The sequence below is a fragment of the Streptomyces sp. GESEQ-4 genome (assembly GCF_017948455.1).
In the GTDB taxonomy this organism is placed as follows: Bacteria; Actinomycetota; Actinomycetes; order Streptomycetales; family Streptomycetaceae; genus Streptomyces.
Genome location: NZ_JAFFSU010000005.1, coordinates 213,733 through 237,841 on the forward strand (window position 1 = coordinate 213,733; position 24,109 = coordinate 237,841).

Genomic DNA, 24,109 nt, shown 5'->3' on the forward strand with positions numbered 1-24,109 from the left:
ACACGATGAGCAGTTCTCCCAACACGTCGACGCACCACACGTCCACGATCGGCTCGATCGGCACCCCGAGCCGGCGCAACACCGAGCTCGCCCTGCTGGTGTTCGCCGTCCTCATCCCGGTCTTCGCCTACGCCAACGTCGGCCTCGCCATCAACGACGAGATCCCGGCCGGCCTGCTGAGCTACGGCCTGGGCCTCGGCCTCCTGGCCGGCGTCGCCCATCTCGTCGTACGCAAGTTCGCACCGTACGCGGACCCGCTGATGCTGCCCCTGGCCACGCTGCTCAACGGACTCGGGCTCGTCGCGATCTGGCGTCTTGACCAGTCCGAGATGCTGAACGAGATCGGCGTGGCCGGCGGCAAGGCGACCAACCAGCTGCTGTACACGGCCATGGGCATCGCCCTGTTCGCCGTCGTGATGATCTTCCTCAAGGACCACCGGGTCCTGCAGCGCTACACCTACATCTCCATGGTCGGCGCGATCATCCTGCTGCTCCTGCCGCTCGTCCCGGGCCTCGGACTGGACGTCTTCGGCGCCAAGATCTGGATCAAGATCGGCTCCTTCACCATCCAGCCCGGTGAGTTCGCGAAGATCGTCCTCGCGGTCTTCTTCGCCGGCTACCTGATGGTCAAGCGGGACGCGCTCGCCCTCGCCAGCCGCCGTTTCATGGGCCTGTACCTGCCGCGCGGCCGCGACCTCGGCCCGATCCTCGTCGTCTGGGCGATCTCGATCCTCATCCTGGTCTTCGAGACCGACCTCGGTACGTCGCTGCTGTTCTTCGGAATGTTCGTCATCATGCTGTACGTCGCCACCGAGCGGACCAGCTGGATCGTCTTCGGTCTGATGATGTCCGCGGTCGGCGCTGTCGGCGTGGCCAGCTTCGAGCCCCACATCCAACAGCGCGTCGACGCCTGGCTCGACCCGATGCGGGAGTACACACTCAGCCAGGAGGGCGTCGTCGGCCACTCCGAGCAGGCGATGCAGGCGCTGTGGGCCTTCGGCTCCGGCGGCACCCTCGGCACCGGCTGGGGCCAGGGCCACTCCGAGCTCATCCGGTTCGCCGCCAACTCCGACTTCATCCTCGCCACCTTCGGCGAGGAACTGGGCCTGGCCGGCGTCATGGCGCTGCTGCTGCTGTACGGCCTGATCGTCGAGCGCGGTGTGCGCACCGCGCTCGCCGCCCGCGACCCGTTCGGCAAGCTGCTCGCCATCGGCCTGTCCGGCGCCTTCGCGCTGCAGGTCTTCGTCGTCGCCGGCGGCGTCATGGGCCTGATCCCGCTGACCGGTATGACCATGCCGTTCCTGGCGTACGGCGGTTCCTCCGTCATCGCCAACTGGGCGCTCATCGGCATCCTGATCAGAATCAGCGACACCGCCCGCCGCCCGGCCCCGGCCCCCGCACCCAACCCCGACGCCGAGATGACCCAGGTGGTTCGACCGTGAACAAGCCCCTGCGCCGGATCGCGCTCTTCTGCGGACTGCTGATCCTCACCCTGCTCATCCGGGACAACTGGCTGCAGTACGCCCAGGCCGACAGCCTCAGGGAAGACCCCAAGAACCGCCGCGTCGCCATCGAGCGCTACGCCACCCCGCGCGGCGACATCATCGTCGACGGCAAGGCCATCACCGGCCACGCCACGACCAAGGGCGACTTCAAGTACAAGCGCACCTACAAGGACGGCGCCATGTGGGCGCCCGTCACCGGCTTCGTCTCCCAGGCCTACGGTGCCAACCAGCTGGAGTCCATCGAGGACGGCATCCTCACCGGCAACGACGACCGGCTCTTCTTCCGCAACACCCTCGACATGATCACCGGCAAGCCGAAGGAGGGCGGCAATGTCGTCACCACCCTCAACGGCGCCGCGCAGAAAGCCGCGTACGACGGTCTGAAGGCCCAGGGCGGCAAGGGCGCCGTCGCCGCGATCGAACCGTCCACCGGCAAGATCCTGGCGCTGGCCTCCTTCCCGTCGTACGACCCCTCGACGATCGCCGGTGGCAGCACCTCGGACGAAGAGGCGTGGAAGAAGCTCCAGAAGAAGGCGAACCCCGACGACCCGATGCTGAACCGGGCGCTGCGCGAGGTCTACCCGCCCGGCTCCACCTTCAAGGTCGTCACCGCCGCCGCCGCGCTGGAGAACGGCCTGTACACGGACCCCGACGGCAAGACGGACACGCCGCTGCCGTGGACCATGCCGGGCACCACCACCGTGCTGAAGAACGACGGGAACATCCCCTGCAAGAACGCGACGCTCCGGGTCGCCCTGCAGTGGTCCTGCAACACCGTCTTCGGCAAGATCGGTTCCGACCTCGAGAACGAGAAGATGCTGGAACAGGCCAAGAAGTTCGGCTTCAACGAGGAGCAGTTCACGCCGGTCCGCACCAGCGCCTCCGTCTTCTCCGACGACATGAACAAGTCGCAGACCGCGCTGTCCTCCATCGGCCAGTTCAACACCGCCACGAGCCCGCTGCAGATGGCCATGGTCGCCTCGGCCGTGGCCAACGACGGTGAGCTGATGAAGCCGTACATGGTCGACGAACTCCAGGCGCCGAACGTCGACCCCGTCGAGAAGACCGAACCCGAGCCGATGAGCCGCCCGCTGTCGGCGAAGAACGCCCAGATCCTCCAGTCGATGATGGAGACCGTCGTCTCCGAAGGCACCGGCAAGAACGCACGGATCGACGGCGTCACCGTGGGCGGCAAGACCGGTACCGCCCAGCACGGCGTCGGGAACAGCAAGAACCCGTACGCCTGGTTCATCTCCTACGCCAAGACCGACGAGGGCTCACCGGTCGCCGTGGCCGTGGTCATCGAGGACGACAACGCCGTCCGTGAAGACATCTCCGGTGGTGGCCTCGCGGCGCCCATCGCGAAGAGCGTGATGGAGGCGGTCATCAACAGCAAGCGATGAGAACCCCGTCACGTCGCCTTCACATCGGCGCACGGTGCGATACCGGTCCTGTATCGGCTGACGGGCTTGGCCAGGTCACACAAAGCGAGCCGGGTACGGTAGGCCCGGACGGCAGCCTCCGATCCGCACACGAGTGCGGATCGGGACCGACGGAGAGGGCTGGTAGGTAGCTTATGGAAGAGCCGCGTCGCCTCGGCGGCCGGTACGAGCTGGGCCAGGTGCTCGGCCGCGGTGGCATGGCGGAGGTCTACCTCGCCCATGACACCCGCCTCGGCCGCACCGTGGCAGTGAAGACGCTGCGCGCGGACCTCGCACGCGATCCGTCCTTCCAGGCCCGCTTCCGCCGGGAGGCCCAGTCGGCCGCCTCGCTCAACCACCCCGCGATCGTGGCGGTCTACGACACGGGCGAGGACTACATCGACAACGTGTCGATCCCGTACATCGTCATGGAGTACGTCGACGGCTCCACGCTCCGCGAGCTGCTGCACTCCGGCCGCAAACTGCTGCCGGAGCGCGCCATGGAGATGACCATCGGCATCCTCCAGGGCCTGGAGTACGCCCACCGCAACGGCATCGTCCACCGCGACATCAAGCCCGCCAACGTCATGCTGACGCGCAACGGCCAGGTCAAGGTGATGGACTTCGGCATCGCCCGCGCCATGGGCGACTCCGGCATGACGATGACCCAGACCGCCGCCGTCATCGGCACCGCACAGTACCTGTCGCCGGAGCAGGCGAAGGGCGAGCAGGTGGATGCCCGCTCGGACCTCTACTCGACCGGCTGCCTGCTGTACGAACTCCTCACCGTCCGCCCGCCGTTCGTGGGCGACTCCCCGGTGGCGGTCGCGTACCAGCACGTCCGGGAAGAGCCCCAGGCGCCGTCCGTCTTCGACCCCGAGATCACGCCCGAAATGGACGCGATCGTCCTGAAGGCGCTGACCAAGGACCCCGACTACCGCTACCAGTCCGCCGACGAGATGCGCGCCGACATCGAGGCCTGCCTCGACGGTCAGCCCGTCGCCGCCACGGCGGCCATGGGTTCCGTCGGCTACGGCGGCTACCCGGACGACCAGCCCACCACCGCCCTGCGTTCCGCCGACGCGGGCGCCACCTCGATGCTGCCGCCGATGAACCCGGACGACGGCGGCTTCGGCTACGACGACCGCCCGGACCGGCGACGCCAGAAGAAGTCGAACACCTCGACGATCCTCCTGGTCCTCGCGGGTGTGCTGGTGCTGGTCGGCGCGGTGCTCATCGGCAAGTGGGTGGTCGACGGCTCCGGCGGCGCGAGCAACGACACCGTGGTGGTGCCGAACTTCGTGGACTTGTCGCTGGAAGACGCCCAGAAGCAGGCCAAGAACGCGGAGCTGACCCTCGACCCCACGGAGAAGGCCTGCGAGGAGACGCCCAAGGGCTCCATCTGCTCGCAGAGCCCGCAACCCCCGACCGAGGTCAAGAAGGGCAGCACGGTCGAGGTCGTGGTGTCTACGGGCGCGCCGAAGGTGGCGGTGCCGAGCGTCATCGGCGACCCCCTCGAGGATGCCAAGGCGACGCTGGAGGACGACAAGTACGGGTTCACCGTCAAGACGGAGACGAAGGAGTCCCCCGAGGACCCCGGCACCGTCCTCGAACAGGACCCGACCTCCGGCCAAGAGGTGGAGAAGGGAACCACCGTCACCCTCACCATCGCCAAGGCCGAGGCAAAGTCCACGGTCCCGGACGTCACCGGCCAGAGCTGTGACGCGGCCAAGGCCCAGATGGAAGCCAACGACCTCACCGGCAACTGCGTCGAGGTCGACACCGCCGACCCGAACCTGGTCGGCAAGGTCATCAACACCACGCCGACGGCCGGCTCCTCGCTCGACAAGGGCTCCACGGTCCAGATCAACATCGGCAAGGCCCAGCAGCAGACCCAGGTCCCGGACGTCCGCAACCAGACGGTCGCTCAGGCCAGGCAGTTGCTCCAGTCACGCGGCTTCACGAACATCCAGTTCGCGAACGGCAGCGACCAGAGCGACACGGCGATCGTGATCGACCAGGACCCCGACGAGAACAGCGGCGTCGGCGACCCCGCCGGCACGACGATCACCCTCACGACCGTCGGCTTCGGCAACGGAGGAAACGGCAACGGAGGAAACGACGGCGGCATCATCGGAGGCAACAACTCCGACTGATCCCCAAGTCCGAGACATACGAGAGCCCCGCCCCCTCTGCACGAGGGAGCGGGGCTCTTTCTCTACGGCGATGGAGCTCCCGCAACGAGCTCAGTCAGCGCAGCTCCTCCGGCGGCGTCCGCTCCGCATCCACCTTGTCCACCCGCTCCAACTCCCCCCACACCACATACCGATACCGGGACGTGAACACCGGCGTGCAGGTCGTCAGCGTGATGTACTTGCCGGCCTTCTCCTTGCCCGACTCCCTCGGGATGGGCGAGAGCACCTTGACGTTGTACTTCGAGGTCTCGGGCAGGACGGCGTAGACCTTGTAGACGTACCACTTGTCCTTCGTCTCGAAGACGATCGGGTCGCCCTTCTCGATCTTGTCGATCTTGTGGAACTTGGCGCCGTGGCCGTCACGGTGGGCGGCGAGGCTGAAGTTGCCGTTCTTGCCGCTGGTGGGGAGCGTGGCCTTGACGGGGTCGACGTAGTAGCCGGCGACGCCGTCGTTGAGGTTCTTCGAGGACGTGCCCTTCTCGACGAGGATCTCGCTCTTGCTCATCGCGGGGACGTGCAGGAAGCCGATGCCGTTCTTGCTGTCGAAGGCGACGGGGCCGGAGTCTCCGTCACGGGCCCAGGTGTCGCGGACCTTGTCGGCCTGCTTGTCGGCCTCCCGGTCCGCGATGACGTTCGTCCACCACAGCGAGTAGACGACGAACAGACCGAGCACCAGGCCCGCGGTGATGAGGAGTTCACCGAAGACACTCACCGCCATGGCGATCCGCCCGGGCCCGCGGCGGCCCGGGGCGGGCGCGGATCGGGACGCGTCGGTGCGCTCTGCGTGCTCGGTGTCGTCAGTGGTCGCTGCCACGTTCATCCGCCCTTACGAGACGAGCGCATCCGGCTTCCCCTTGCTGCGCGGCCGTTCCTCGACCATCTTGCCCCAGACGATCATCCGGTACTTACTGGTGAACTCCGGCGTGCACGTCGTCAGCGTGATGTAGCGGCCGGGCGCGGTGAAACCGCCGGCCTTGGGCACGGGGTCCAGCACGCTCACATTGCTCGGCGCGGTCACCGGCAGAATCGACGCCATCTTGTAGACGTAGTACGTGTCCTGCGTCTCGACGACGATCGGATCGCCCGGCTGAAGCTTGTTGATGTACCGGAACGGCTCGCCATGCGTGTTGCGATGCCCCGCCAGCCCGAAGTTGCCGGTCTTCGCACTGGGCATCGCCGTCTTCAGCGCGCCCTCGGCGTAATGGCCGACCATCCCCTTGTCCAGCACCTTCTTGTTGCTGATGCCCTCGGCGATCGGCACCACCACGTCCAGCTTCGGGATGTACAGAAGGGCGAAGCCCTGCCCCGGCTCGAAGCTCCCCGGGGCGCGTTTCCCGCTCGCCCAGTCCTGCTGGAGGTTGCTCGCCGCCTTCCCGGCCTGCGCATGCGCCCGGACGTTCGTCCACCACAGCTGGTAGGTGACGAACAGCAGCATCAGCACGCCGGTGGTGATGAACACCTCACCGATCGCCCGGCTGGCCATGACACCGGCGCTCGGCTTGGTCGCCCGCGCCCGCCGACGAGCCTCCACGCGCGACAGCGGCCGCTCGCCCTCCGCCTCGGCCGGTGACGCCGCCTCCTGCGGCTCCCGCGCCCCGCCATGCCGCCCGTGACGGCGCTTGGCTGCCTTTCTGCGGGCCGCTCGGCCGCCCAGGGCGGGTCCGGTGGCCGACGATGCCGAGGAAGCGCCAGAAGCCGATATGGACGCGCCGCCGGCTGTCGGAGGCGGATCGGGTATCCGCAGGGCGACGGTCTCGTCATCGACGGGAGGCAGAAAGGCCTCACCGCCCGGCGGCTCCTGCGCCGCGTAGGCCTGCGTTTCCTCCACCCCGTAGGCCTGCGTCTCCCCGGCCCCGTACGCCTGCGGCCCCTGGCCGTACCCCTCCTGCATTCCCTGGCCGTACGTCCCCTGCCCGCCCTGCCAGTCCTCGCCCTGCCGGTTCTCGCCCTGCCAGTCCTCGAACGCACCCGGCGCCTCGTACGGCTGCTCGCCGTACGAGGTCCCCTGGTCGCCGGCGTTGCCGTAAGCGGCCGCGCCGGACTCGCGCTCGGGGCGCAGGGCGGTCACGCCGAGGCCCTGCCCACCACCGGGGCGAGCCCCGCCGACCTCGCCACCGCACCCTGGTCACCGCACTCCACCAGCCAGTTGGCCAGCATCCGGTGACCATGCTCGGTCAGCACCGACTCGGGGTGGAACTGCACACCCTCGACCGGGAGTTCACGGTGACGCAGGCCCATGATGATGCCGTCGTGCGTACGGGCGGTGACCTCCAGCTCGGCCGGGACCGTCTCCGGCTCCGCCGCCAGGGAGTGGTAGCGGGTCGCCGTGAAGGGCGACGGCAGGCCCGCGAAAACGCCCTCGCCACGATGCTCGACCAGCGACGTCTTGCCGTGCAGCAGCTCGGGCGCCCGGTCCACGACACCGCCGTACGCCACCTGCATCGACTGCATGCCGAGGCACACGCCGAAGACGGGCACCCCGGTGGCGGCGCAGTGGCGGACCATGTCCACACAGACCCCGGCGTGCTCCGGCGTACCCGGGCCCGGCGACAGCAGCACCCCGTCGAAACCGTCCTGGGCGTGCGCCGTCGACACCTCGTCGTTGCGCAGGACCTCGCACTCGGCGCCCAGCTGGTACAGGTACTGGACCAGGTTGAAGACGAAGCTGTCGTAGTTGTCGACGACGAGAATGCGCGCGCTCACTGGTTGTCCACCGTCACATCGTTGAAGGGAAGCAGCGGTTCAGCCCACGGAAAGACGTACTGGAAAAGGACGTAGACCACGGCCACGACCAGCATGAGCGAGATCAGCGCCTTCACCCATGCGTTCCCCGGCAGATGCCGCCAGATCCAGCCGTACATGCCGTCCCTTCCGTCGCACCACGGCACCAGACTCACGCCGTACCGCACCAGACTAACGGCGCAGGGCTTCTGGTTTCCCGGCCTCCACAGGCTGGGTGGAGTCGAGGTGAGCCCAGACGATCAGCCGGTGACTGCTTCCCCACTCCGGATCGCAGGTGGTCAGCGTGAGATAGCGGCCCGCACGTGTGTACCCCGATTTACGTGGCACAGGATCGATCACCTCAACGTCGGTGGGAACGGTTTTGTAGGGCCCTTTGTCGATCCTGTACGTGAACCACGTCGCCCCGTCCGTCAGCACCACCGCATCTCCCGCCCTCAGCTCGGGAAAGTCCTTGAACGGGTCTCCATACGTGCGCCGATGCCCCGCGACCGAGAAGTTGCCCTTCTGACCGAGCTGGGCGGTGCGCGCGTAGTGACCGAGGCCCTTCTTGAGCGTGCCGGTGGCGGTGCCCTCGAGCACGGGCTTGTTCCACGTGAAACCAAGACGCGGGATGTACATGATCGCGAAAGGCTTGCCGCTCTTGTACGGCGCCGGCTCCGCCGGGGTGGCCGAAGCGCCGGGGGCCGCCGACGGCGCGGGCTGCACCGCTCCGCGTGCCCACTGCTCCTCGAGCTGGTCGATCTGGTCGCCCATGACGTTGTCGGCCTTCACGCCGATCCAGAACAGCACATAGACGACGAACAGGACTATCAGGGTGCCTACGGTGATACAGAGCTCGCTGACCGCCCTGACGACGACACGCACCGGCAGCTCCCGAACAGACTCACTCCACGGGCTGGGCGTACTGCAGATCCACTGTGCCCGAGTAGCCGGGCAGAGTCACCGCCCCGTCCTCCTCGACTTTCCAGCCGAGCCCGTACACGTTGACGTACACCATGTAGTTCTGGATCGCCGGGGACGCGGTGAGCGCCTTCTGCAGCTTCTCCGGGTCCCCGACCGCCGTGATCTTGTACGGCGGTGAGTAGACGCGGCCCTGAAGAATCAGGGTGTTGCCCACACAACGCACGGCGCTGGTGGAGATCAGCCGCTGGTCCATGACCTTGATGCCCTCGGCGCCGCCCTGCCAGAGGGCGTTCACCACGGCCTGGAGGTCCTGCTGGTGGATGACCAGGTAGTCGGGCTGCGGCTCGGGATAGCCGGGGAGCTTGGCGGTGGCGTCCGGCGGAGCGTCGTTGAGGGTGACCGTGATCGCCTCACCGGTGAGCTTCTGGGTGCCCGCGTTCTTCTCCAGGCCCGCCAGCCTGGCGTCCTCGGCCTTGCTGCTGCCGTCGTCCCGCTCGGCGAGCGCGTCGATGTCGTCCCGCAGGCCCGCGTTGGACTCATCCAGCTCGCCGTTGTTGTGGCTGCGCTCCTGAATCAGGTCGGACAGCTTCAGCAAGGAGTCATCCGTACGGATATTGGTGCCTTTGGCAGTATTGAAACTGGTGAAGAAAATGAGCCCCGCGAGAGCGAACACACCCGCCGTGAGCACCCGCACCGGGCGGAAACGGCGTCCGCGGGCAGGGCTGGATCCCGTCCCGGGGAAGTCGGCAGAATTGCTCAACGTACCCTTATCTCCTTCGGCGCCGCGGAAGCACTACGCTAACGGACGCCCGGGGGAGCACTAAGAGTCCCCTTGTACGCAGCCCCGGAGCCCGCCCCAGTTCCCTGCGCGGCCACGCAGCGCATCGACAGGAGAGACCCTCGTGCCGAAGTCACGTATCCGCAAGAAGGCCGACTACACGCCGCCGCCGGCGAAGCAGGCGACCTCCATCAAGCTCACCAGCCGCACCTGGGTCGCGCCCGTCATGCTGGCCATGTTCCTCCTCGGCCTGGCATGGATCGTGGTGTTCTACGTCACCGACGGCTCGCTGCCCATCGACAGTCTCGACAACTGGAACATCGTCGTGGGCTTCGGCTTCATCGCCGCGGGATTCGGTGTTTCGACCCAGTGGAAGTAGCGGCCACGGGCCGGTGAACACAGTTCTGCCCAGGGCTATCCGCTGAGTTATCCACAGCGTCGTCCACAGTGTGGAAAGAACGACGATCTGTGGATAACCCATCGAGTGTTGACGCCGGTGTGACAGACCTACCGGCAACCGAAAGCACGTTCGCCCCCTGTGCCTGACCTGCGGAAACGCAGCTCGGGCACAGGGGGCGCAGCCATTCCCGCACAGCGTGCACTAGATCCGCCACAGACTGTGGACAACGCTGGGGATTCAAGTGAGCTGGGCAGTCCTCAACAGAGTCACTCCGACGATCACGACCAGCAGCAGCACACAGCTGCCGTACTGGACGAGGTTCCGCCGCTCGCGGGGGGCGTGGACCATGGCGTAGCCGATCAGGAGGCCGCCGACGAGCCCGCCGATGTGGGCCTGCCAGGCGATGCTGCTCCAGCCGAAGGTGAAGATCAGGTTGATCACCAGGAGGGCGATGATCGGCCGCATGTCGTAGTTCAGGCGGCGGACGAGGACGGCGGTGGCGCCGAAGAGGCCGAAGATGGCGCCGGATGCGCCGAGCGAGGCCGTGGTCGGGGACTCGAGCAGATAGGTCAGGGCGCTGCCCGCCAGGCCCGAGACCAGGTAGAGGGAGATGTAGCGGGCTCGGCCGAGGGCGGCTTCGAGGGGGCCGCCGAGCCACCACAGGCTGAGCATGTTGAAGGCGATGTGCCAGATTTCCTCGTGCGTGAACATCGAGGTGAACAGGCGGTACCACTCGCCTGCCGCGACGCCTTCGGTGGGCGTGAAGGGGGCCGGGGGCCATTCGCCGATGAGGAACAGGTCGCCCAGGAGCGTCGACGATGACTGGACGGCGATGAAGACCGCGAGGTTGATCCCGATGAGGATCTTGGTGAGCAGTCGGGGGTCGGCAGTGACCGTGCCGCCGGCGATGGTGCGGGGCCGGGACGCGGTGGGCGAGACGCCGGTGCCGGTGCCTTCGCGGACGCAGTTGGGGCATTGGAAGCCGACTGAGGCGCTGACCATGCACTCGGGGCAGATGGGGCGCTCGCAGCGGGTGCAGCGCACGCCGGTCTCGCGGTCCGGGTGCCGGTAGCAGACAGGTGCGCTCTGCGCGGGGCCCTGGTCCTCTGGGCCCTGTGGGCTGCCTGGCGCCTGGTCCATGGGATCCCCTCGTCTCGTACGCAGCTGAACCGCCCCGCCCATCCTTACGGATGAGCGGGGCGTTTGGTTCCCTGCGGGAGGTACCGGGCCCTTCGGACCCGGGCTCTGTCCTAGCCTTCGCGGGTCTCGACGACGACCGACTCGATGACGACGTCGTTGACCGGGCGGTCGGTGCGCGGGTTGGTCTGCGCGGACACGATGGCGTCGATGACCTTCTGGCTCGCACCGTCGATGACTTCGCCGAAGATGGTGTGCTTGCGGTTCAGCCAGGTCGTCGGGGCGACCGTGATGAAGAACTGCGAGCCGTTGGTGCCCGGACCGGCGTTGGCCATGGCCAGGAGGTAGGGCTTGTCGAAGGAGAGGTCCGGGTGGAACTCGTCCTCGAACTGGTACCCGGGTCCACCGGTGCCGTTGCCCAGCGGGTCACCGCCCTGGATCATGAAGCCGCTGATCACCCGGTGGAAGACCGTGCCGTCGTAGAGCTTGTTGGTGGACCGCTCGCCGGTGGCGGGATTGGTCCATTCACGCTCGCCCTTGGCGAGCTCGACAAAGTTCTGGACCGTCTTGGGCGCGTGGTTCGGCAGGAGCCGGACTTCGATGTCGCCGTTGTTGGTCTTCAGGGTGGCGTAGAGCTGCTCAGCCACGATCTGCCTTCCGTTGTCTTCCTGTGACCCCCTGATCCTCGCATGGTCCACGCCGTACGTCGCCCGTCGCCCGGTTCCGCACCGGTTTGCCTGCGTGTCGCTGGGGAGAAATCCGGGCGAGTGGCCTCGGGGCGGGGGCGCGAAGCGGCGATCCGTGGCATTGTCGACGACAAGCTCCTGTTGCCCCGTATTCATCCGCTATTGCACTTGATTCATGACCCGGATGCCCGCCCTCACATGCTCAAGGGCTGCCTTGCAGGCATGATCCGTAAAAGGGTGGATAGCCGAAATACCGTACGCCACCGAGGAGGAGGATCCCGTGACCCGCATCGACAGCGTGCGCGCCGCGACCGGCTCGGCGAAGGACAGCGTGCTGCACGCCGCGGAAGTGGTGGCGCCCTACGCCGACACGGCCAAGGACAGGGCCACGCACTATGCGCACGAGGCACGCGTACGGCTCGCGCCGAAGGTGTCGCTGGCCGCCGAGCAGGCGCGCGCTCAGTACGGCACGCATGTCGTGCCGCGTCTGGAGCAGGCCCGCACCCATGTACCGCCGAAGGTCGACCATGCCGCCCATGAGGCCGCCGTCCGCACCCGCAAGGCCGCTCGGCAGGCCGCCGACTACTCCAAGCCGCGGCTTGAGCAGGCGGTGGCTGCGGCCGCGCCCGTCAAGGACGAGGCCGCTGCCCGGAGTGCCGCCGCGTTGGCTGCACTACGCAGCCATGTCTCGGCCAAGGACATCCAGAAGTTGGCCCGTCGGCACGAGCGGCGTGCTCGAGTCGGCCGGGTCGCCAAGGCGCTGGCGGTTCTCGGCGTGTTGGCGGGCGGTGCTTTCGCCGCCTGGAAGTGGTGGGACAAGCAGGCCAACCCGGACTGGCTGGTCGAGCCGCCCGCCGCGACGGAGGTGCCCGAGGGTGGCCGGCTGACCTCGGTGGACGGCAGCGGTCAGGACGTGCTCGATCCCGAGGTGCAGGCCAAGGAGGCTGAGGAGGAGGCCGCCAAGCGCGACGAAGGTCGGTGAGCGTTCCGGCCGGTCGCGCCAACTGTGCGGTGGGGCGGGAGACTTGAGGGTCTCCCGCCCCACTGTGATGTTTCACGTGGAACATGCGTCGAGCCCGGGCACGTGTTTACACACGCCGCTCCCGATGACGTTTGCAACGGCCCGGTTGTGCAGGTTCGGCACAGACTTCCTTAACGGAACGTATTCCTCTGGCTACCTGGAACCGTTCCCACCAGCTCACACGGCCTGCACGCCGGAGCGCGCTCCCTCATACGCCGTCGGTCACGGTCGGCGACCACTGTGCCGCCCTCGCCGGCCCCATCTGTTTGCGCAAAGAACTGCAACGCCATCGGACCGCCCCACGTGACGCACGTCACCCCTGGAAACGGGCCCAACAAAAGAACCGGCCAGGCGCCGCTGAGGCACCTGGCCGGTCCGAGGTGTGGAGCCTAGGGGAGTCGAACCCCTGACATCTGCCATGCAAAGACAGCGCTCTACCAACTGAGCTAAGGCCCCGGAAGATGAGCGTCCGACCGGAAGAACCACATACCGGCGGGCGCCGCAGACCAGAGTACCGGGTCGCCCCCCGTATCTCGCAAAAAGATTGGGGGTCCCGATGGACCGCCACTCTCCGTAAGATGCTCGGCGTGGTTCGCGACAGCGAACCGCCGTTTTGGGGAAAGCGATGGGGAGACGCAATGGACGCCGCACAGCAGGAAGCCACCGCAAGAGCGCGGGAACTGCAGCGGAACTGGTACGGGGAGCCGTTGGGGGCGCTCTTCCGTAAGCTGATAGACGATCTTGGTCTCAACCAGGCTCGTCTCGCGGGGGTACTGGGCCTGTCCGCACCGATGCTGTCGCAGCTGATGAGCGGCCAGCGGGCGAAGATCGGCAATCCCGCCGTGGTCCAGCGGGTGCAGCTGTTGCAGGATCTGGCGGGGCAGGTCGCGGACGGCAGCGTGAGTGCGGCCGAGGCGACCGAGCGCATGGAAGAGATCAAGAAGTCGCAGGGGGGCTCGGTGCTCAGCAACACCACGACCACGACCAGCAGTTCGGGGGCGCCCACGGTCAAGCGGGTGGTCCGCGAGATCCAGTCGCTGCTGCGCTCGGTGGCAGCGGCGGGAGACATCATCGAGGCGGCGGACACCCTCGCCCCGACCCACCCGGAACTGGCAGAGTTCCTCCGGGTGTACGGCGCGGGCCGCACCTCTGACGCGGTCGCGCACTACCAGTCCCACCAGAGCTGAACCGGCGCCCCGGTCACCGAAGGGGGTTCGGTAGCCGGGTCGACGGCCGAGGAGTCAGCGCAAGGGTTCGTGGAACACGGGGGGCCGCGATCCACGGGGGTATCGCTCATCGCACAGGGGGCGGCAGGAGTCGTGTCGCTCATCGAGGGGGAAGCAAGGGGGACAGGCTGAGGGGGAGGAGCGACGCACAGCCATGGGTGAGGTCTTCGCCGGCCGGTATGAACTGGCCGACCCGATCGGACGCGGCGGCGTGGGCGCTGTGTGGCGTGCCTGGGATCACCGCAGGCGCCGCTATGTCGCCGCCAAGGTGCTGCAACAGAGCGACGCGCACTCGCTGTTGCGCTTCGTGCGGGAGCAGGCGTTGCGGATCGATCACCCTCATGTGCTCGCGCCGGCCAGCTGGGCCGCTGACGACGACAAGGTCCTGTTCACCATGGATCTGGTCGCCGGCGGTTCGCTGGTCCATCTGATCGGGGACTACGGTCCCCTGCCGGCGCCCTTCGTCTGCACCCTGCTCGACCAGCTCCTGTCGGGGCTGGCCGCGGTGCACGCGGAGAACGTCGTGCACCGCGACATCAAGCCCGCCAACGTCCTGTTGGAGGCCACCGGCACGGGCAGGCCGCGGCTGCGGCTGTCCGACTTCGGTATCGCCATGCGCCTGGGCGAGCCGCGGTTGACGGAGACCAATCTCGTGGTGGGCACGCCCGGTTATCTGGCGCCCGAGCAGATGATGGGCGCGGAGCCGGACTTCGCCGCGGACCTGTTCGCCGTAGGGCTGGTGGCGCTGTATCTGCTGGAGGGTGCCAAGCCGGATGCCAAGGCCCTCATCCAGTACTTCGCGGAGCACGGGACTCCGGGGGCGCCGAAGGGCATTCCCGAGCCGCTGTGGCAGGTCGTGGCCACGCTGCTGCAGCCGGATCCACAGGCGCGCTTCCGCACGGCCACGGGGGCGCGCAAGGCCCTCGCCTCGGCCGCGGAGCTCCTTCCGGAGGGCGGCCCGGACGACGAACTGATCGAGATCTTCGACCAAATCGGCCCGCTTCCCCCGGGGTTCGGCCCCGAAGGCCCACTCAAGCCGGCAAGGGGAGTGGAGCCGGCCAGGGGCGGGCCGGGCTCGGCTGCCGAGCGGGGCGAAACGGGCTACGTGCCGGACGGCTCTGATACGGACTCCGGGCCGCACAGCTCCGGCACGGGTTCTGGTCCGACCGACGCGGACGCAGCCGTCGTACGGGGTGATCTGCGGCAGGAGACCGATGCGCGGCAGCCGACGGGGTCGCAGCCGCCCAGCATGTCGGACACCGGCAGCTTCCATCTGCCGCCCCCTCAGCCCACCGGCGCCTCCCCTCGGCCGCAGCAGGTGGATGCCCAAGCCCAGCGGCGCCCCCAGCACCAGCCACAAGCGCAAGCTCAGCCGCAGCCACAACTGCACCAGCACCCGCATTCGCAGCCCTCGCCACCCCAGGGCAGCCACCACAGCCCCGCCCCCTTCTCCCCCTACGACTCCACGCATGTCCTGTCCTCCCCCCAGCCGCCCACGCCGCCGCGCCACTCCCCTCAGGCCCTGACACCGGCATCGCATCACCGCGCCGATGCCTCTACTGCTTCGTACACCGCTCAGGACCCGCAGGTTCCACCTTCCGCGCAGGCAATTTCGCAGCCGCGCCACCGGGCAGCGCGCCGACCCCGCCGTCCCGGCCCGCCGGCGAAGGTGGCCGTCCCGCTGCTGCTGCTCGCGCTGGCCTGTTACGCGGTGGGGTTCTGGGCGCTGACCCGCATCTGAGCCCCGGCCCGCAGGCACAGCCGCTCTACCAGGCCCCGGCCCGCCTCCGCGCCACGAGCGTCCACACCCCGAGCACCGCCACCAGCACCGTGCCCGCGCCGATCCCGCCCACGGCGATCACCGTCATCGCGGCGTCGCCGCTCCCGGATACCCCGGAGCCGCCCCCGATGACGGCCTCCTGGCCCTGGGCCGTGACGTCGAAAAGGCTTGGTGGCTCGGCTTTCCCCGCATAACCGGGCTCGGCCTCGGCCGCACCGCTGACACGGATCCGCAGGGTCAGTCCGAAGGGCCCGTCGCCGAACTGTTCGGCCACCTGCTCCGCGAGATGGACGACGAGGTAGTACGAGCCCGCGAACCGCATGCCGCTGACCGGGTCGGAGCGACCGGCATAGCGGTTGACGTAGGCGACCGGCGGCAGCGGATCGATCGACTCCGCCTTCTGGCTGCCGTTGTAGTGCAGGCTGACGTCGTCGACATGGGCGCGGACGGGGTTGTAGAGGGACATGTCCAGGGCGGCGGCCACGAGGCTGCCGTCGCCGCTCGTACTGCCCAACTCGGCGGTGGCGTAGAGCTGCTGTCCCCAGTCGACCGGCACCTTGTAGAAGAGGGTCTGCCCGGGCCGCAGGTCGTCGCGCCAGACGCCTTGACCGATGGATGCGGCCCGGGTGAATCCACCGCCGCCGTCGCGGTCCTCGGCCTCGCTCAGCAGCGGTGAGGGCGAGGCGGAGTTCCAGTCCTTGGGTGCTTCGGTCTCGGTCGCATCGGTCTGCCTCAGCCGTGGTTCCGAGACGGGAGCCAGCTCCAGGTCCCAGGCGTCGGGTGAGGAACCGCTCCGGTCGACGCGCTCGATGACCACGTAGTAGGTGCCCACGCCTTCGCAGGAGGAGGCGCTCGTGGCGGCCTCACGCTCTGCCCAGGCGGCGATCGGGTGCGGGCTGCGACTTCCGAAGGTGGCGGTGTCGTACGAACAGGAGCGGCCGTTGGCGTCCTGCACCGACACCTTGAGACTGTCGGTGGGGGTCACTGTGGTGCCCGCGCGCGGGACGGCGGTCACGGAGACGTACACGTCCGACGTGGCGTCGAGTTCGAGGCGGTAGAAGAGCTTGCCGCCCTGGGGGAGGGAACTGCGGTACGTCGTGGCCACGTCCAGCCGGTCGGCCTCCGTGGTGACTGCCGCCCCCTCGACGGACCGGGCGTCCTCGTCGAAGGCGTACGAGCCGGGCGCCCCGAAGGCATTGGAGCCGGGCGTCGCCCCTGCGGCGAGCGCCGCGCCCCCCGGCAGAACCGTCACCGCGCACAGGACGGCTGCCACGACAGCCACGCGCGCGTACCGCGGCGGACAGGGTCGACGACCGGGCCATCCCCTCGCACGCCCCCACGTCGTACGCCGCCGCCCCATGACACGCCACCCCTCGTCGTCGCCGGACCCGGGACCGTGGCCCATCCTGCCCCGCTCGGGGGTATGTCATCCGCGCAATCCGTACGAGCGGCCGAAACGCCCGCCTCGAAGGCACCTGGTGGCACATCGCATCCCCTCACACATCCGGGGATGTCCCGCAACACAAAACCCCGACCGCTCGGCGGCCGGGGTTTTCAGAATCCGATGTCGATACTCACGAACCCGTGGGCACGGAGTCAGTCGCCTCCGTCCACAGATCCTGCTCGGCGCGATCCGCCTGGATCTGGCGGTACACGAGGAGCCCGCCGATGGCGGCCAGTGCGACCAGGAGAAGCTTCTTCACCGCGCGACCTCGTCTTTCCTTGACGTAGGGGACCTCTGCCGCCCGACTATACACACCGACCGATATCGATCGGTGACCTGCGTCCGCAGCCAACTCCCGTCCGGAACACCGCAGTAGAAGCGGATGACATCGCTCCGATCGGAGGGTGATCACACCGACACGGACGGCGACTTTATGACCCTCCTTGCGCTTTTCATCCCCTCTGCACCCATTCGTGTGGTGTTGATCGGAACATCGATGCGCAAGGGGCGTCGGTCCACCACTTCGCGGCCCACATAAACATCATGAGGAAAGTACGCAAATCGCCCAACCCGAAAGTGAGGGGCCATGGCCAGGAACAAGGTCATGAAGCTGTGGACCGCCATCGTCACCGCCTTCCTCGCGCTGTGCACGGCGCTCGGATTCGCCACCACGACCGCGAACGCGGCCGTACCGCAGTCCGAGGCCACGAGCAACAGCGTCACGCACGTGACGGCGCCGCCGATCCCCTGGGCCTGGTCCCGCTCGCTGCCCCCCACCATGAAGCAACGCATCCGCGCCGAGGCCCACGGAAAGTCCCCCAGCTGCCGGCACCGACCGCAGACGGACACGGTCGCGGACGCGGCACTCGAAGCCGCCGCCCTCTGCGACCCGGCCGAGCCCCTCACGCCCCTCCAGCGCTGACCCGCGGCGCGCTTCTTCCTCCCCCATCCCGCAACGGCGAACTTGCGTACAGCACCGCCCGGACCAAGGCCCGGCCGCTCGACTCGAGCGGCCGGGCCTTTCTTACGAACACGTCACGGGGCAGTAGCGGGATACCAAGATCTACACATGCAGAAGCCCGGTAGATCCTGGAGATCTACCGGGCTTCTCACCTGGCGCTGTGCCGCTGTGGGGCTAACAGGATTTGAACCTGTGGCCTCATCCTTATCAGGGATGCGCTCTAACCAACTGAGCTATAGCCCCGCCGCGCTCTGCGGTGTACGTCCCGCGCGCTGACCCCTGAAGATTAGCGCACGACGTGGGCAGTCCCAAAATCGATAGTCAGAGGACCGTCGACCGAGGTTTGAAGCGGCGTTGCCGGTTAATGTCACTCGTCCTCGGCGAGCGTCAGCTCGACGCCGCCCACGAAGCCCGCCGACAGGTTGTAGATGAACGCGCCGAGGGTCGCCAGGGCCGTCGCGAGGACGACGTCGATGACCGCGATGATCGACGTGAACATCAGGACGTTCGGGAGGGACAGGAAGGACTGGAGGTCGAAGCCGTTCGACTCGTTCGAGCCGGTGGCCTCGGAGATCGTGCCGCCGACGGTCGAGAAGACGCCCATCGCGTCCATGACCATCCACAGCACCGCCGACGCGACGATCGTGCAGATACCCAGGGCGATGGAGAGCAGGAAGCTCACCTTCATGACCGACCAGGGGTCGGCCTTCGCCACGCGCAGCCGGGCCTTGCGGGTGCGGGGCGTCGTACGCGCGCCCGTTCGGGGTCGGCGTACGGCACCGGCGGGCGCCGCCGCCGGCGGGTAGGCCTGCGGCGGGTGGTACGGGCCGGCGGGCTGCTGTGGCTGGCGCTCTCCCGGCAGCGGAGAGGCCGACGGCTGCTGCGCCGCCTGGGCGGCTTGCCGGTCCGACGGCCGGGGCTGGGAGCCCGGAGCGGCCGAGCCCGCCCCAGCCGCGTGCTGCTGGGTCTGCGAGCCACGGGTGTCCGTCACAGTTCCCCCCTGGGATCCATGAGTGTCAGGCGAGTGCGAGTCGGTCGGGGACGACTTGATCGCTTGCAGATTGGTCGTGTGCGAGTCCGTCACACGCGCGGCGGAGCCACTGCCGCCGCCGTCCGTGTCCGTACCGGTCGGTCCGGCGCCCGTGGCTCCGCTCACGATGACTCACTCCTCGCTTACTCGTCCGAGGGCGCCTCGCCCTCGTCCGTGCCGGTGGTCGCGACACCCTCAGCGGTCTCGTCCACGGCCACGTCGCCGTCGACTTCCTCTGCCTCGCGCCCCGCCTCGGCGTTGCGTGCGATACCGACGACGGCATCGCGCTTGCCCAGGTTGATCAGTTGGACGCCCATGGTGTCACGGCCTGTCTCCCTGATCTCGTTGACTCGCGTACGAATCACACCGCCGGACAGCGTGATGGCGAGGATCTCGTCGGTCTCCTCGACCACCAGCGCACCGACGAGCGATCCGCGGTCCTCCACGATCTTGGCGGCCTTGATGCCCAGGCCGCCGCGTCCCTGGACGCGGTACTCGTCGACAGCGGTCCGCTTCGCGTACCCGCCGTCGGTGGCAGTGAACACGAACGTACCGGGTCGAACAACATTCATCGAGAGCAGCTCGTCGCCCTCGCGGAAACTCATGCCCTTGACACCCGAGGTGGCACGGCCCATGGGACGCAGGGCGTCGTCCGTGGCAGTGAACCTGATCGATTGCGCCTTCTTGCTGATCAGAAGCAGATCGTCATCGGGCGATACGAGTTCGGCTCCGATCAGTTCGTCATCGGAACCGTCCGCTGTCTCACGGAGGTTGATCGCGATGACGCCACCGGAACGCGGCGAATCGTAATCCTTCAGAGGCGTCTTCTTGACCAGACCGCCCTTGGTGGCGAGCACCAGGTGGGGCGCCGCCTCGTAGTCGCGGATCGCGAGAATCTCTGCGATCGCCTCGTCCGGCTGGAAGGCGAGCAGGTTGGCCACGTGCTGGCCGCGCGCGTCACGGCCGGCGTCCGGCAGCTCGTACGCCTTCGCCCGGTAGACGCGGCCCTTGTTGGTGAAGAACAGCAGCCAGTGGTGGGTGGTGGACACGAAGAAGTGGTCGACGATGTCGTCTTCCTTGAGCTTCGCGCCGCGCACGCCCTTGCCGCCGCGCTTCTGGGCGCGGTAGTCGACGGTCTTGGTGCGCTTGACGTAACCGCCACGTGTGACGGTCACCACGATGTCCTCTTCGGCGATGAGGTCCTCGATGGACATGTCGCCGTCGTAGGGCACCAGCATGGTCTTGCGGTCGTCGCCGTACTTCTCGACGATCGCGGTCAGCTCCGCGCTGACGATGCCGCGCTGGCGGACCGGCGAGGCGAGGATCTCGTTGTACTCATTGATCTTCGCCTGGAGTTCGTCGTGCTCCTGGACGATCTTCTGGCGCTCCAGCGCGGCGAGGCGGCGCAGCTGCATCTCGAGGATGGCGTTGGCCTGGATCTCGTCGATCTCCAGGAGCTGCATCAGGCCGCCGCGCGCGATCTCGACGGTGTCGCTGCGCCGGATCAGCGCGATGACCTCGTCGATGGCGTCCAGGGCCTTGAGGAGGCCGCGGAGGATGTGGGCGCGCTCCTCGGCCTTGCGCAGGCGGAAGCGCGTCCGGCGGACGATGACCTCGATCTGGTGTGTCACCCAGTGGCGGATGAACGCGTCCAGGGAGAGGGTGCGGGGCACGCCGTCGACCAGGGCCAGCATGTTGGCGCCGAAGTTGGTCTGCAGGTCGGTGTGCTTGTAGAGGTTGTTCAGGACGACCTTGGCGACCGCGTCCCGCTTCAGCACGATGACCAGTCGCTGGCCCGTGCGTGACGAGGTCTCGTCACGGACGTCCGCGATACCGCCGACCTTGCCGTCCTTCACCAGGTCGGCGATCTTCTGCGCCAGGTTGTCGGGATTGACCTGGTACGGCAGCTCCGTCACCACCAGGCACTGGCGGCCCTGGATCTCCTCCACCTCGACGACCGCGCGCATCGTGATCGAGCCACGGCCCGTGCGGTACGCCTCCTCGATGCCCTTGCGGCCGACGACGAGCGCGCCGGTCGGGAAGTCCGGGCCCTTGATGCGCTCGATGAGGGCGTCCAGGAGCTCCTCGTGCGAGGCCTCGGGGTTCTCCAGGTACCACTGGGCGCCGGACGCGACCTCGCGCAGGTTGTGCGGCGGGATGTTGGTCGCCATGCCGACCGCGATACCGGCCGAGCCGTTGATCAGCAGGTTCGGGAACCGGGCGGGCAGGACGGTCGGCTCCTGGGAGCGGCCGTCGTAGTTGTCCGTGAAGTCGACGGTCTCCTCGTCGATGTCGCGGACCATCTCCATCGACAGCGGCGCCATCTTGCACTCGGTGTACCGCATGGCGGCCGCGGGGTCGTTGCCCGGAGAGCCGAAGTTGCCGTTGGAGTCGACGAGCGGCATGCGCATCGACCACGGCTGGGCGAGGCGGACCAGGGCGTCGTAGATCGAGGAGTCGCCGTGGGGGTGGTAGTTGCCCATGACGTCGCCGACGACGCGGGCGCACTTGTAGAAGCCGCGCTCGGGGCGGTAGCCGCCGTCGTACATGGCGTACAGGACGCGGCGGTGAACGGGCTTGAGCCCGTCCCGGACGTCCGGCAGCGCACGGGAGACGATGACGGACATCGCGTAGTCGAGGTACGAGCGCTGCATCTCCGTCTCGAGCCCGACGGGCTCGACACGCTGGGCGATGTCGCCGCCTTCTTCAGGCGTGAAGGGAGTGTTCTCGTCGGCCATTGCTGGTGAAGATCCTTCCTGGTGCGGTCAGCTGAGACCGACTCAGATGTCGAGGAAGCGGACGTCCTTGGCGTTGCGCTGGATGAACGCGCGGCGTGCCTCGACGTCCTCGCCCATGAGGACCGAGAACAGGTCGTCGGCCTGCGCGGCGTCGTCGAGGGTGACCTGGCCGAGGACGCGGTGCTCCTGGTCCATCGTGGTGATGCGCAGCTCCTCGGCGTTCATCTCGCCGAGACCCTTGAAGCGCTGGATCGAGTCCTCGCGGATGCGCTTGCCGCGCTGGCGGCCCATCTCGATCAGCGCGTCGCGCTCGCGGTCCGAGTATGCGTACTCGAGGTCGTCCCGGCCCCACTTGATCTTGTACAGCGGGGGACGGGAGAGGTACACGTGCCCGGCCTCGACCAGCGGCCGCATGAAGCGGAACAGGAAGGTGAGCAGCAGGGTGCTGATGTGCTGGCCGTCGACGTCGGCGTCCGCCATCAGGATGATCTTGTGATAGCGCAGCCTCTCGATGTCGAAGTCCTCGTGGACTCCGGTGCCGAAGGCCGAGATCAGCGCCTGGATCTCCTGGTTCTGCAGGATCTTGTCGATCCTGGCCTTCTCCACGTTCAGGATCTTGCCGCGGATCGGGAGGATCGCCTGGTACTCCGGGTTGCGGCCGGACTTGGCCGAGCCGCCGGCGGAGTCACCCTCGACGATGAAGATCTCGCACTTGGTGGGGTCGTTCGACTGGCAGTCGGAGAGCTTGCCCGGCAGGGACGCCGACTCCAGCAGGCCCTTGCGGCGGGTCAGGTCGCGCGCCTTGCGGGCGGCCACGCGCGCGGTGGCGGCCTGGATGCCCTTGCGGACGATGTCCGCGGCCTCGTTCGGGTTGCGGTCCAGCCAGTCGTTGAGGTGCTCGTAGACCGCCTTCTGGACGAAGGTCTTCGCCTCCGTGTTCCCCAGCTTGGTCTTGGTCTGGCCCTCGAACTGCGGCTCGCTCAGCTTCACCGAGATGATCGCGGTCAGACCCTCGCGGATGTCGTCGCCCGTGAGGTTGTCGTCCTTCTCACGGAGCAGCTTCTTGTCGCGCGCGTACTTGTTGATCAGGTTCGTCAGCGCCGAGCGGAATCCCTCTTCGTGGGTGCCGCCCTCGTGGGTGTGGATGATGTTGGCGAAGGAGTACACGCCCTCGCTGTAGCCGCTGTTCCACTGCATGGCGACTTCGAGGGAGAGGGCCTTGTCCTTGTCCTCGGCCTCGAGGTCGATCACCGTCGGGTGCACCGCCTCTCCCTTGCGGGAGTTGAGGTACTTCACGAAGTCGACGATGCCGCCCTCGTAGTGGTACGTGACCTTCTTGACCTCGGCGGTCTCGTCCGCGCCGGCCTCGTCGGCCCCGGAGGTCGCCTTCGCCGACTCGCGCTCATCAGTGAGTTTGATGGTCAAACCCTTGTTGAGGAACGCCATCTCCTGGAAGCGCCGCGAGAGCGTCTCGAAGGAGTACTCCGTGGTCTCGAAGATGTCGGCGTCGGCCCAGAAGGTGACCGACGTGCCGGTCTCGTCCGTGGCCTCGTGCTTGACCAAGGGCGCCGTGGGGACGCCCATCTTGTAGTCCTGCGTGTGGCGGTACCCGTCGGTCTTGACCTCTACGGCGACCTTCGAGGACAGCGCGTTCACGACGGAGACACCCACGCCGTGCAGACCACCGGAGACCGCGTAGCCGCCGCCGCCGAACTTGCCGCCCGCGTGCAGCACGGTCAGCACGACCTCGAGGGCAGGCTTGCCCTCCGAGGCCACGATGCCCACCGGGATGCCACGGCCGTTGTCGACCACGCGGACGCCGCCGTCGGCCAGGATCGTGACGTCGATGGTGTCCGCGTGGCCGGCCAGCGCCTCGTCGACGGAGTTGTCGACCACCTCGTACACGAGGTGGTGCAGTCCGCGCTCACCGGTCGAGCCGATGTACATACCGGGTCGCTTGCGGACCGCGTCCAGACCCTCGAGGACGGTGATGGCGCTGGCGTCGTACGAGGCGGTGACCTCGCCGTTCGACGAAATCACCGCGCCGTTGGCGCCGGCGTCGGTGGACGGGATGTTCTCGTTGGGGTTGCCGGAATCGGCCACGAAGCGCCCTTTCTGGCACAGCACGAGCCAGGCTCGCCG

21 protein-coding genes and 2 tRNA genes are annotated in these 24,109 nt (G+C 67.9%); 8 read left to right on the forward strand and 15 right to left on the reverse strand.

The annotated features are described in order from the left end of the window. Positions 1-5 precede the first annotated feature (5 nt). The 3 genes from KCH48_RS13055 (at position 6) to pknB (ending at position 5,082) form a co-directional block, all read left to right on the forward strand. Positions 6-1,442, forward strand: a complete 1,437-nt coding sequence (locus KCH48_RS13055) for an FtsW/RodA/SpoVE family cell cycle protein (protein WP_210573387.1) — start codon at positions 6-8, stop codon at positions 1,440-1,442. Next, the gene (locus KCH48_RS13060) at positions 1,439-2,908 is read left to right on the forward strand and encodes a penicillin-binding protein 2 (protein WP_210573389.1); all 1,470 of its coding nucleotides are present in this window, start codon (positions 1,439-1,441) and stop codon (positions 2,906-2,908) included. The genes KCH48_RS13055 and KCH48_RS13060 overlap by 4 nt, the downstream gene beginning before the upstream one ends. Positions 2,909-3,081: 173 nt before the next feature. Next, complete coding sequence (pknB, locus tag KCH48_RS13065) at positions 3,082-5,082, forward strand: Stk1 family PASTA domain-containing Ser/Thr kinase (protein ID WP_210573391.1); 2,001 nt, start codon at positions 3,082-3,084, stop codon at positions 5,080-5,082. 94 nt (positions 5,083-5,176) lie between these two features. Here pknB and KCH48_RS13070 read toward each other — a convergent pair whose 3' ends face one another. The 6 genes from KCH48_RS13070 to KCH48_RS13095 are packed head-to-tail and all read right to left on the reverse strand — an operon-like array spanning position 5,177 to position 9,526. Beyond that, on the reverse strand, positions 5,177-5,941 hold the full coding sequence (locus KCH48_RS13070; protein ID WP_210573393.1) for a class E sortase: 765 nt from the start codon (positions 5,939-5,941) through the stop codon (positions 5,177-5,179). 6 nt (positions 5,942-5,947) lie between these two features. Then, the gene (locus tag KCH48_RS13075) at positions 5,948-7,189 is read right to left on the reverse strand and encodes a class E sortase (protein WP_210573395.1); all 1,242 of its coding nucleotides are present in this window, start codon (positions 7,187-7,189) and stop codon (positions 5,948-5,950) included. Beyond that, a complete protein-coding gene (locus KCH48_RS13080; RefSeq protein ID WP_210573397.1) occupies positions 7,186-7,824 on the reverse strand; it encodes an aminodeoxychorismate/anthranilate synthase component II in 639 nt (212 codons plus the stop codon). Before KCH48_RS13080 ends, KCH48_RS13075 begins: the two co-directional genes overlap by 4 nt. Continuing rightward, positions 7,821-8,018, reverse strand: coding sequence for a hypothetical protein (locus tag KCH48_RS13085; protein WP_210573855.1), 198 nt, complete (start codon positions 8,016-8,018; stop codon positions 7,821-7,823). The genes KCH48_RS13080 and KCH48_RS13085 overlap by 4 nt, the downstream gene beginning before the upstream one ends. A 16-nt stretch (positions 8,019-8,034) precedes the next feature. Then, positions 8,035-8,727, reverse strand: a complete 693-nt coding sequence (locus KCH48_RS13090) for a class E sortase (RefSeq protein ID WP_210573399.1) — start codon at positions 8,725-8,727, stop codon at positions 8,035-8,037. A 19-nt stretch (positions 8,728-8,746) separates the two neighbouring features. Further along, positions 8,747-9,526, reverse strand: a complete 780-nt coding sequence (locus KCH48_RS13095) for a DUF881 domain-containing protein (protein WP_210573401.1) — start codon at positions 9,524-9,526, stop codon at positions 8,747-8,749. Between the two features lie 142 nt (positions 9,527-9,668). Here KCH48_RS13095 and crgA point away from each other — a divergent pair, with 142 nt between their 5' ends. Then, the gene (crgA, locus tag KCH48_RS13100) at positions 9,669-9,923 is read left to right on the forward strand and encodes a cell division protein CrgA (RefSeq protein WP_210573403.1); all 255 of its coding nucleotides are present in this window, start codon (positions 9,669-9,671) and stop codon (positions 9,921-9,923) included. 258 nt (positions 9,924-10,181) lie between these two features. Here crgA and KCH48_RS13105 read toward each other — a convergent pair whose 3' ends face one another. Further along, positions 10,182-11,084 (reverse strand): rhomboid family intramembrane serine protease, encoded by a 903-nt coding sequence (locus KCH48_RS13105; protein WP_210573405.1) that lies wholly within the window; start codon positions 11,082-11,084, stop codon positions 10,182-10,184. Between the two features lie 110 nt (positions 11,085-11,194). Beyond that, positions 11,195-11,728 (reverse strand): peptidylprolyl isomerase, encoded by a 534-nt coding sequence (locus KCH48_RS13110; protein WP_210573407.1) that lies wholly within the window; start codon positions 11,726-11,728, stop codon positions 11,195-11,197. A 319-nt stretch (positions 11,729-12,047) separates the two neighbouring features. On the opposite strand from KCH48_RS13110, the gene KCH48_RS13115 reads away from it, so the two are divergent. Further along, positions 12,048-12,749, forward strand: a complete 702-nt coding sequence (locus KCH48_RS13115) for a DUF5324 family protein (protein WP_210573409.1) — start codon at positions 12,048-12,050, stop codon at positions 12,747-12,749. A gap of 422 nt (positions 12,750-13,171) precedes the next feature. Here KCH48_RS13115 and KCH48_RS13120 read toward each other — a convergent pair. Continuing rightward, a tRNA-Ala gene (locus tag KCH48_RS13120) sits at positions 13,172-13,244 on the reverse strand. A 182-nt stretch (positions 13,245-13,426) separates the two neighbouring features. Between KCH48_RS13120 and KCH48_RS13125 the strand changes: the two genes are divergently transcribed. Then, on the forward strand, positions 13,427-13,975 hold the full coding sequence (locus tag KCH48_RS13125; protein WP_210573411.1) for a DNA-binding protein: 549 nt from the start codon (positions 13,427-13,429) through the stop codon (positions 13,973-13,975). 193 nt (positions 13,976-14,168) lie between these two features. Then, positions 14,169-15,755, forward strand: a complete 1,587-nt coding sequence (locus tag KCH48_RS13130) for a serine/threonine-protein kinase (protein WP_210573413.1) — start codon at positions 14,169-14,171, stop codon at positions 15,753-15,755. A gap of 25 nt (positions 15,756-15,780) precedes the next feature. On the opposite strand, the gene KCH48_RS13135 is transcribed toward KCH48_RS13130, so the two are convergent. Together KCH48_RS13135 and KCH48_RS13140 are read right to left on the reverse strand one after the other, a co-directional pair. Beyond that, complete coding sequence (locus KCH48_RS13135) at positions 15,781-17,076, reverse strand: hypothetical protein (RefSeq protein ID WP_307840876.1); 1,296 nt, start codon at positions 17,074-17,076, stop codon at positions 15,781-15,783. A 292-nt stretch (positions 17,077-17,368) separates the two neighbouring features. Next, positions 17,369-17,497 carry a DLW-39 family protein gene (locus tag KCH48_RS13140; protein WP_003999697.1) on the reverse strand — a complete coding sequence of 43 codons (129 nt, stop codon included), beginning with the start codon at positions 17,495-17,497 and terminating at the stop codon, positions 17,369-17,371. A gap of 327 nt (positions 17,498-17,824) precedes the next feature. On the opposite strand from KCH48_RS13140, the gene KCH48_RS13145 reads away from it, so the two are divergent. Then, entirely contained in the window at positions 17,825-18,160 is a 336-nt protein-coding gene (locus KCH48_RS13145; RefSeq protein ID WP_210573417.1) for a DUF6344 domain-containing protein, read from the forward strand. 208 nt (positions 18,161-18,368) lie between these two features. Here the strand turns inward: KCH48_RS13145 and KCH48_RS13150 are convergent. The 4 genes from KCH48_RS13150 to gyrB all read right to left on the reverse strand — a co-directional run bounded on the left by KCH48_RS13150 (position 18,369) and on the right by gyrB (position 24,070). Continuing rightward, positions 18,369-18,442, reverse strand: a tRNA-Ile gene (locus KCH48_RS13150). Between the two features lie 124 nt (positions 18,443-18,566). Then, on the reverse strand, positions 18,567-19,355 hold the full coding sequence (locus KCH48_RS13155; RefSeq protein WP_210573419.1) for a DUF3566 domain-containing protein: 789 nt from the start codon (positions 19,353-19,355) through the stop codon (positions 18,567-18,569). Positions 19,356-19,372: 17 nt separating this feature from the next. Continuing rightward, the gene (gyrA, locus tag KCH48_RS13160; protein WP_210573421.1) at positions 19,373-21,967 is read right to left on the reverse strand and encodes a DNA gyrase subunit A; all 2,595 of its coding nucleotides are present in this window, start codon (positions 21,965-21,967) and stop codon (positions 19,373-19,375) included. A gap of 42 nt (positions 21,968-22,009) precedes the next feature. Next, a complete protein-coding gene (gene gyrB / locus KCH48_RS13165; protein ID WP_210573423.1) occupies positions 22,010-24,070 on the reverse strand; it encodes a DNA topoisomerase (ATP-hydrolyzing) subunit B in 2,061 nt (686 codons plus the stop codon). Between the last annotated feature and the right edge of the window lie 39 nt (positions 24,071-24,109).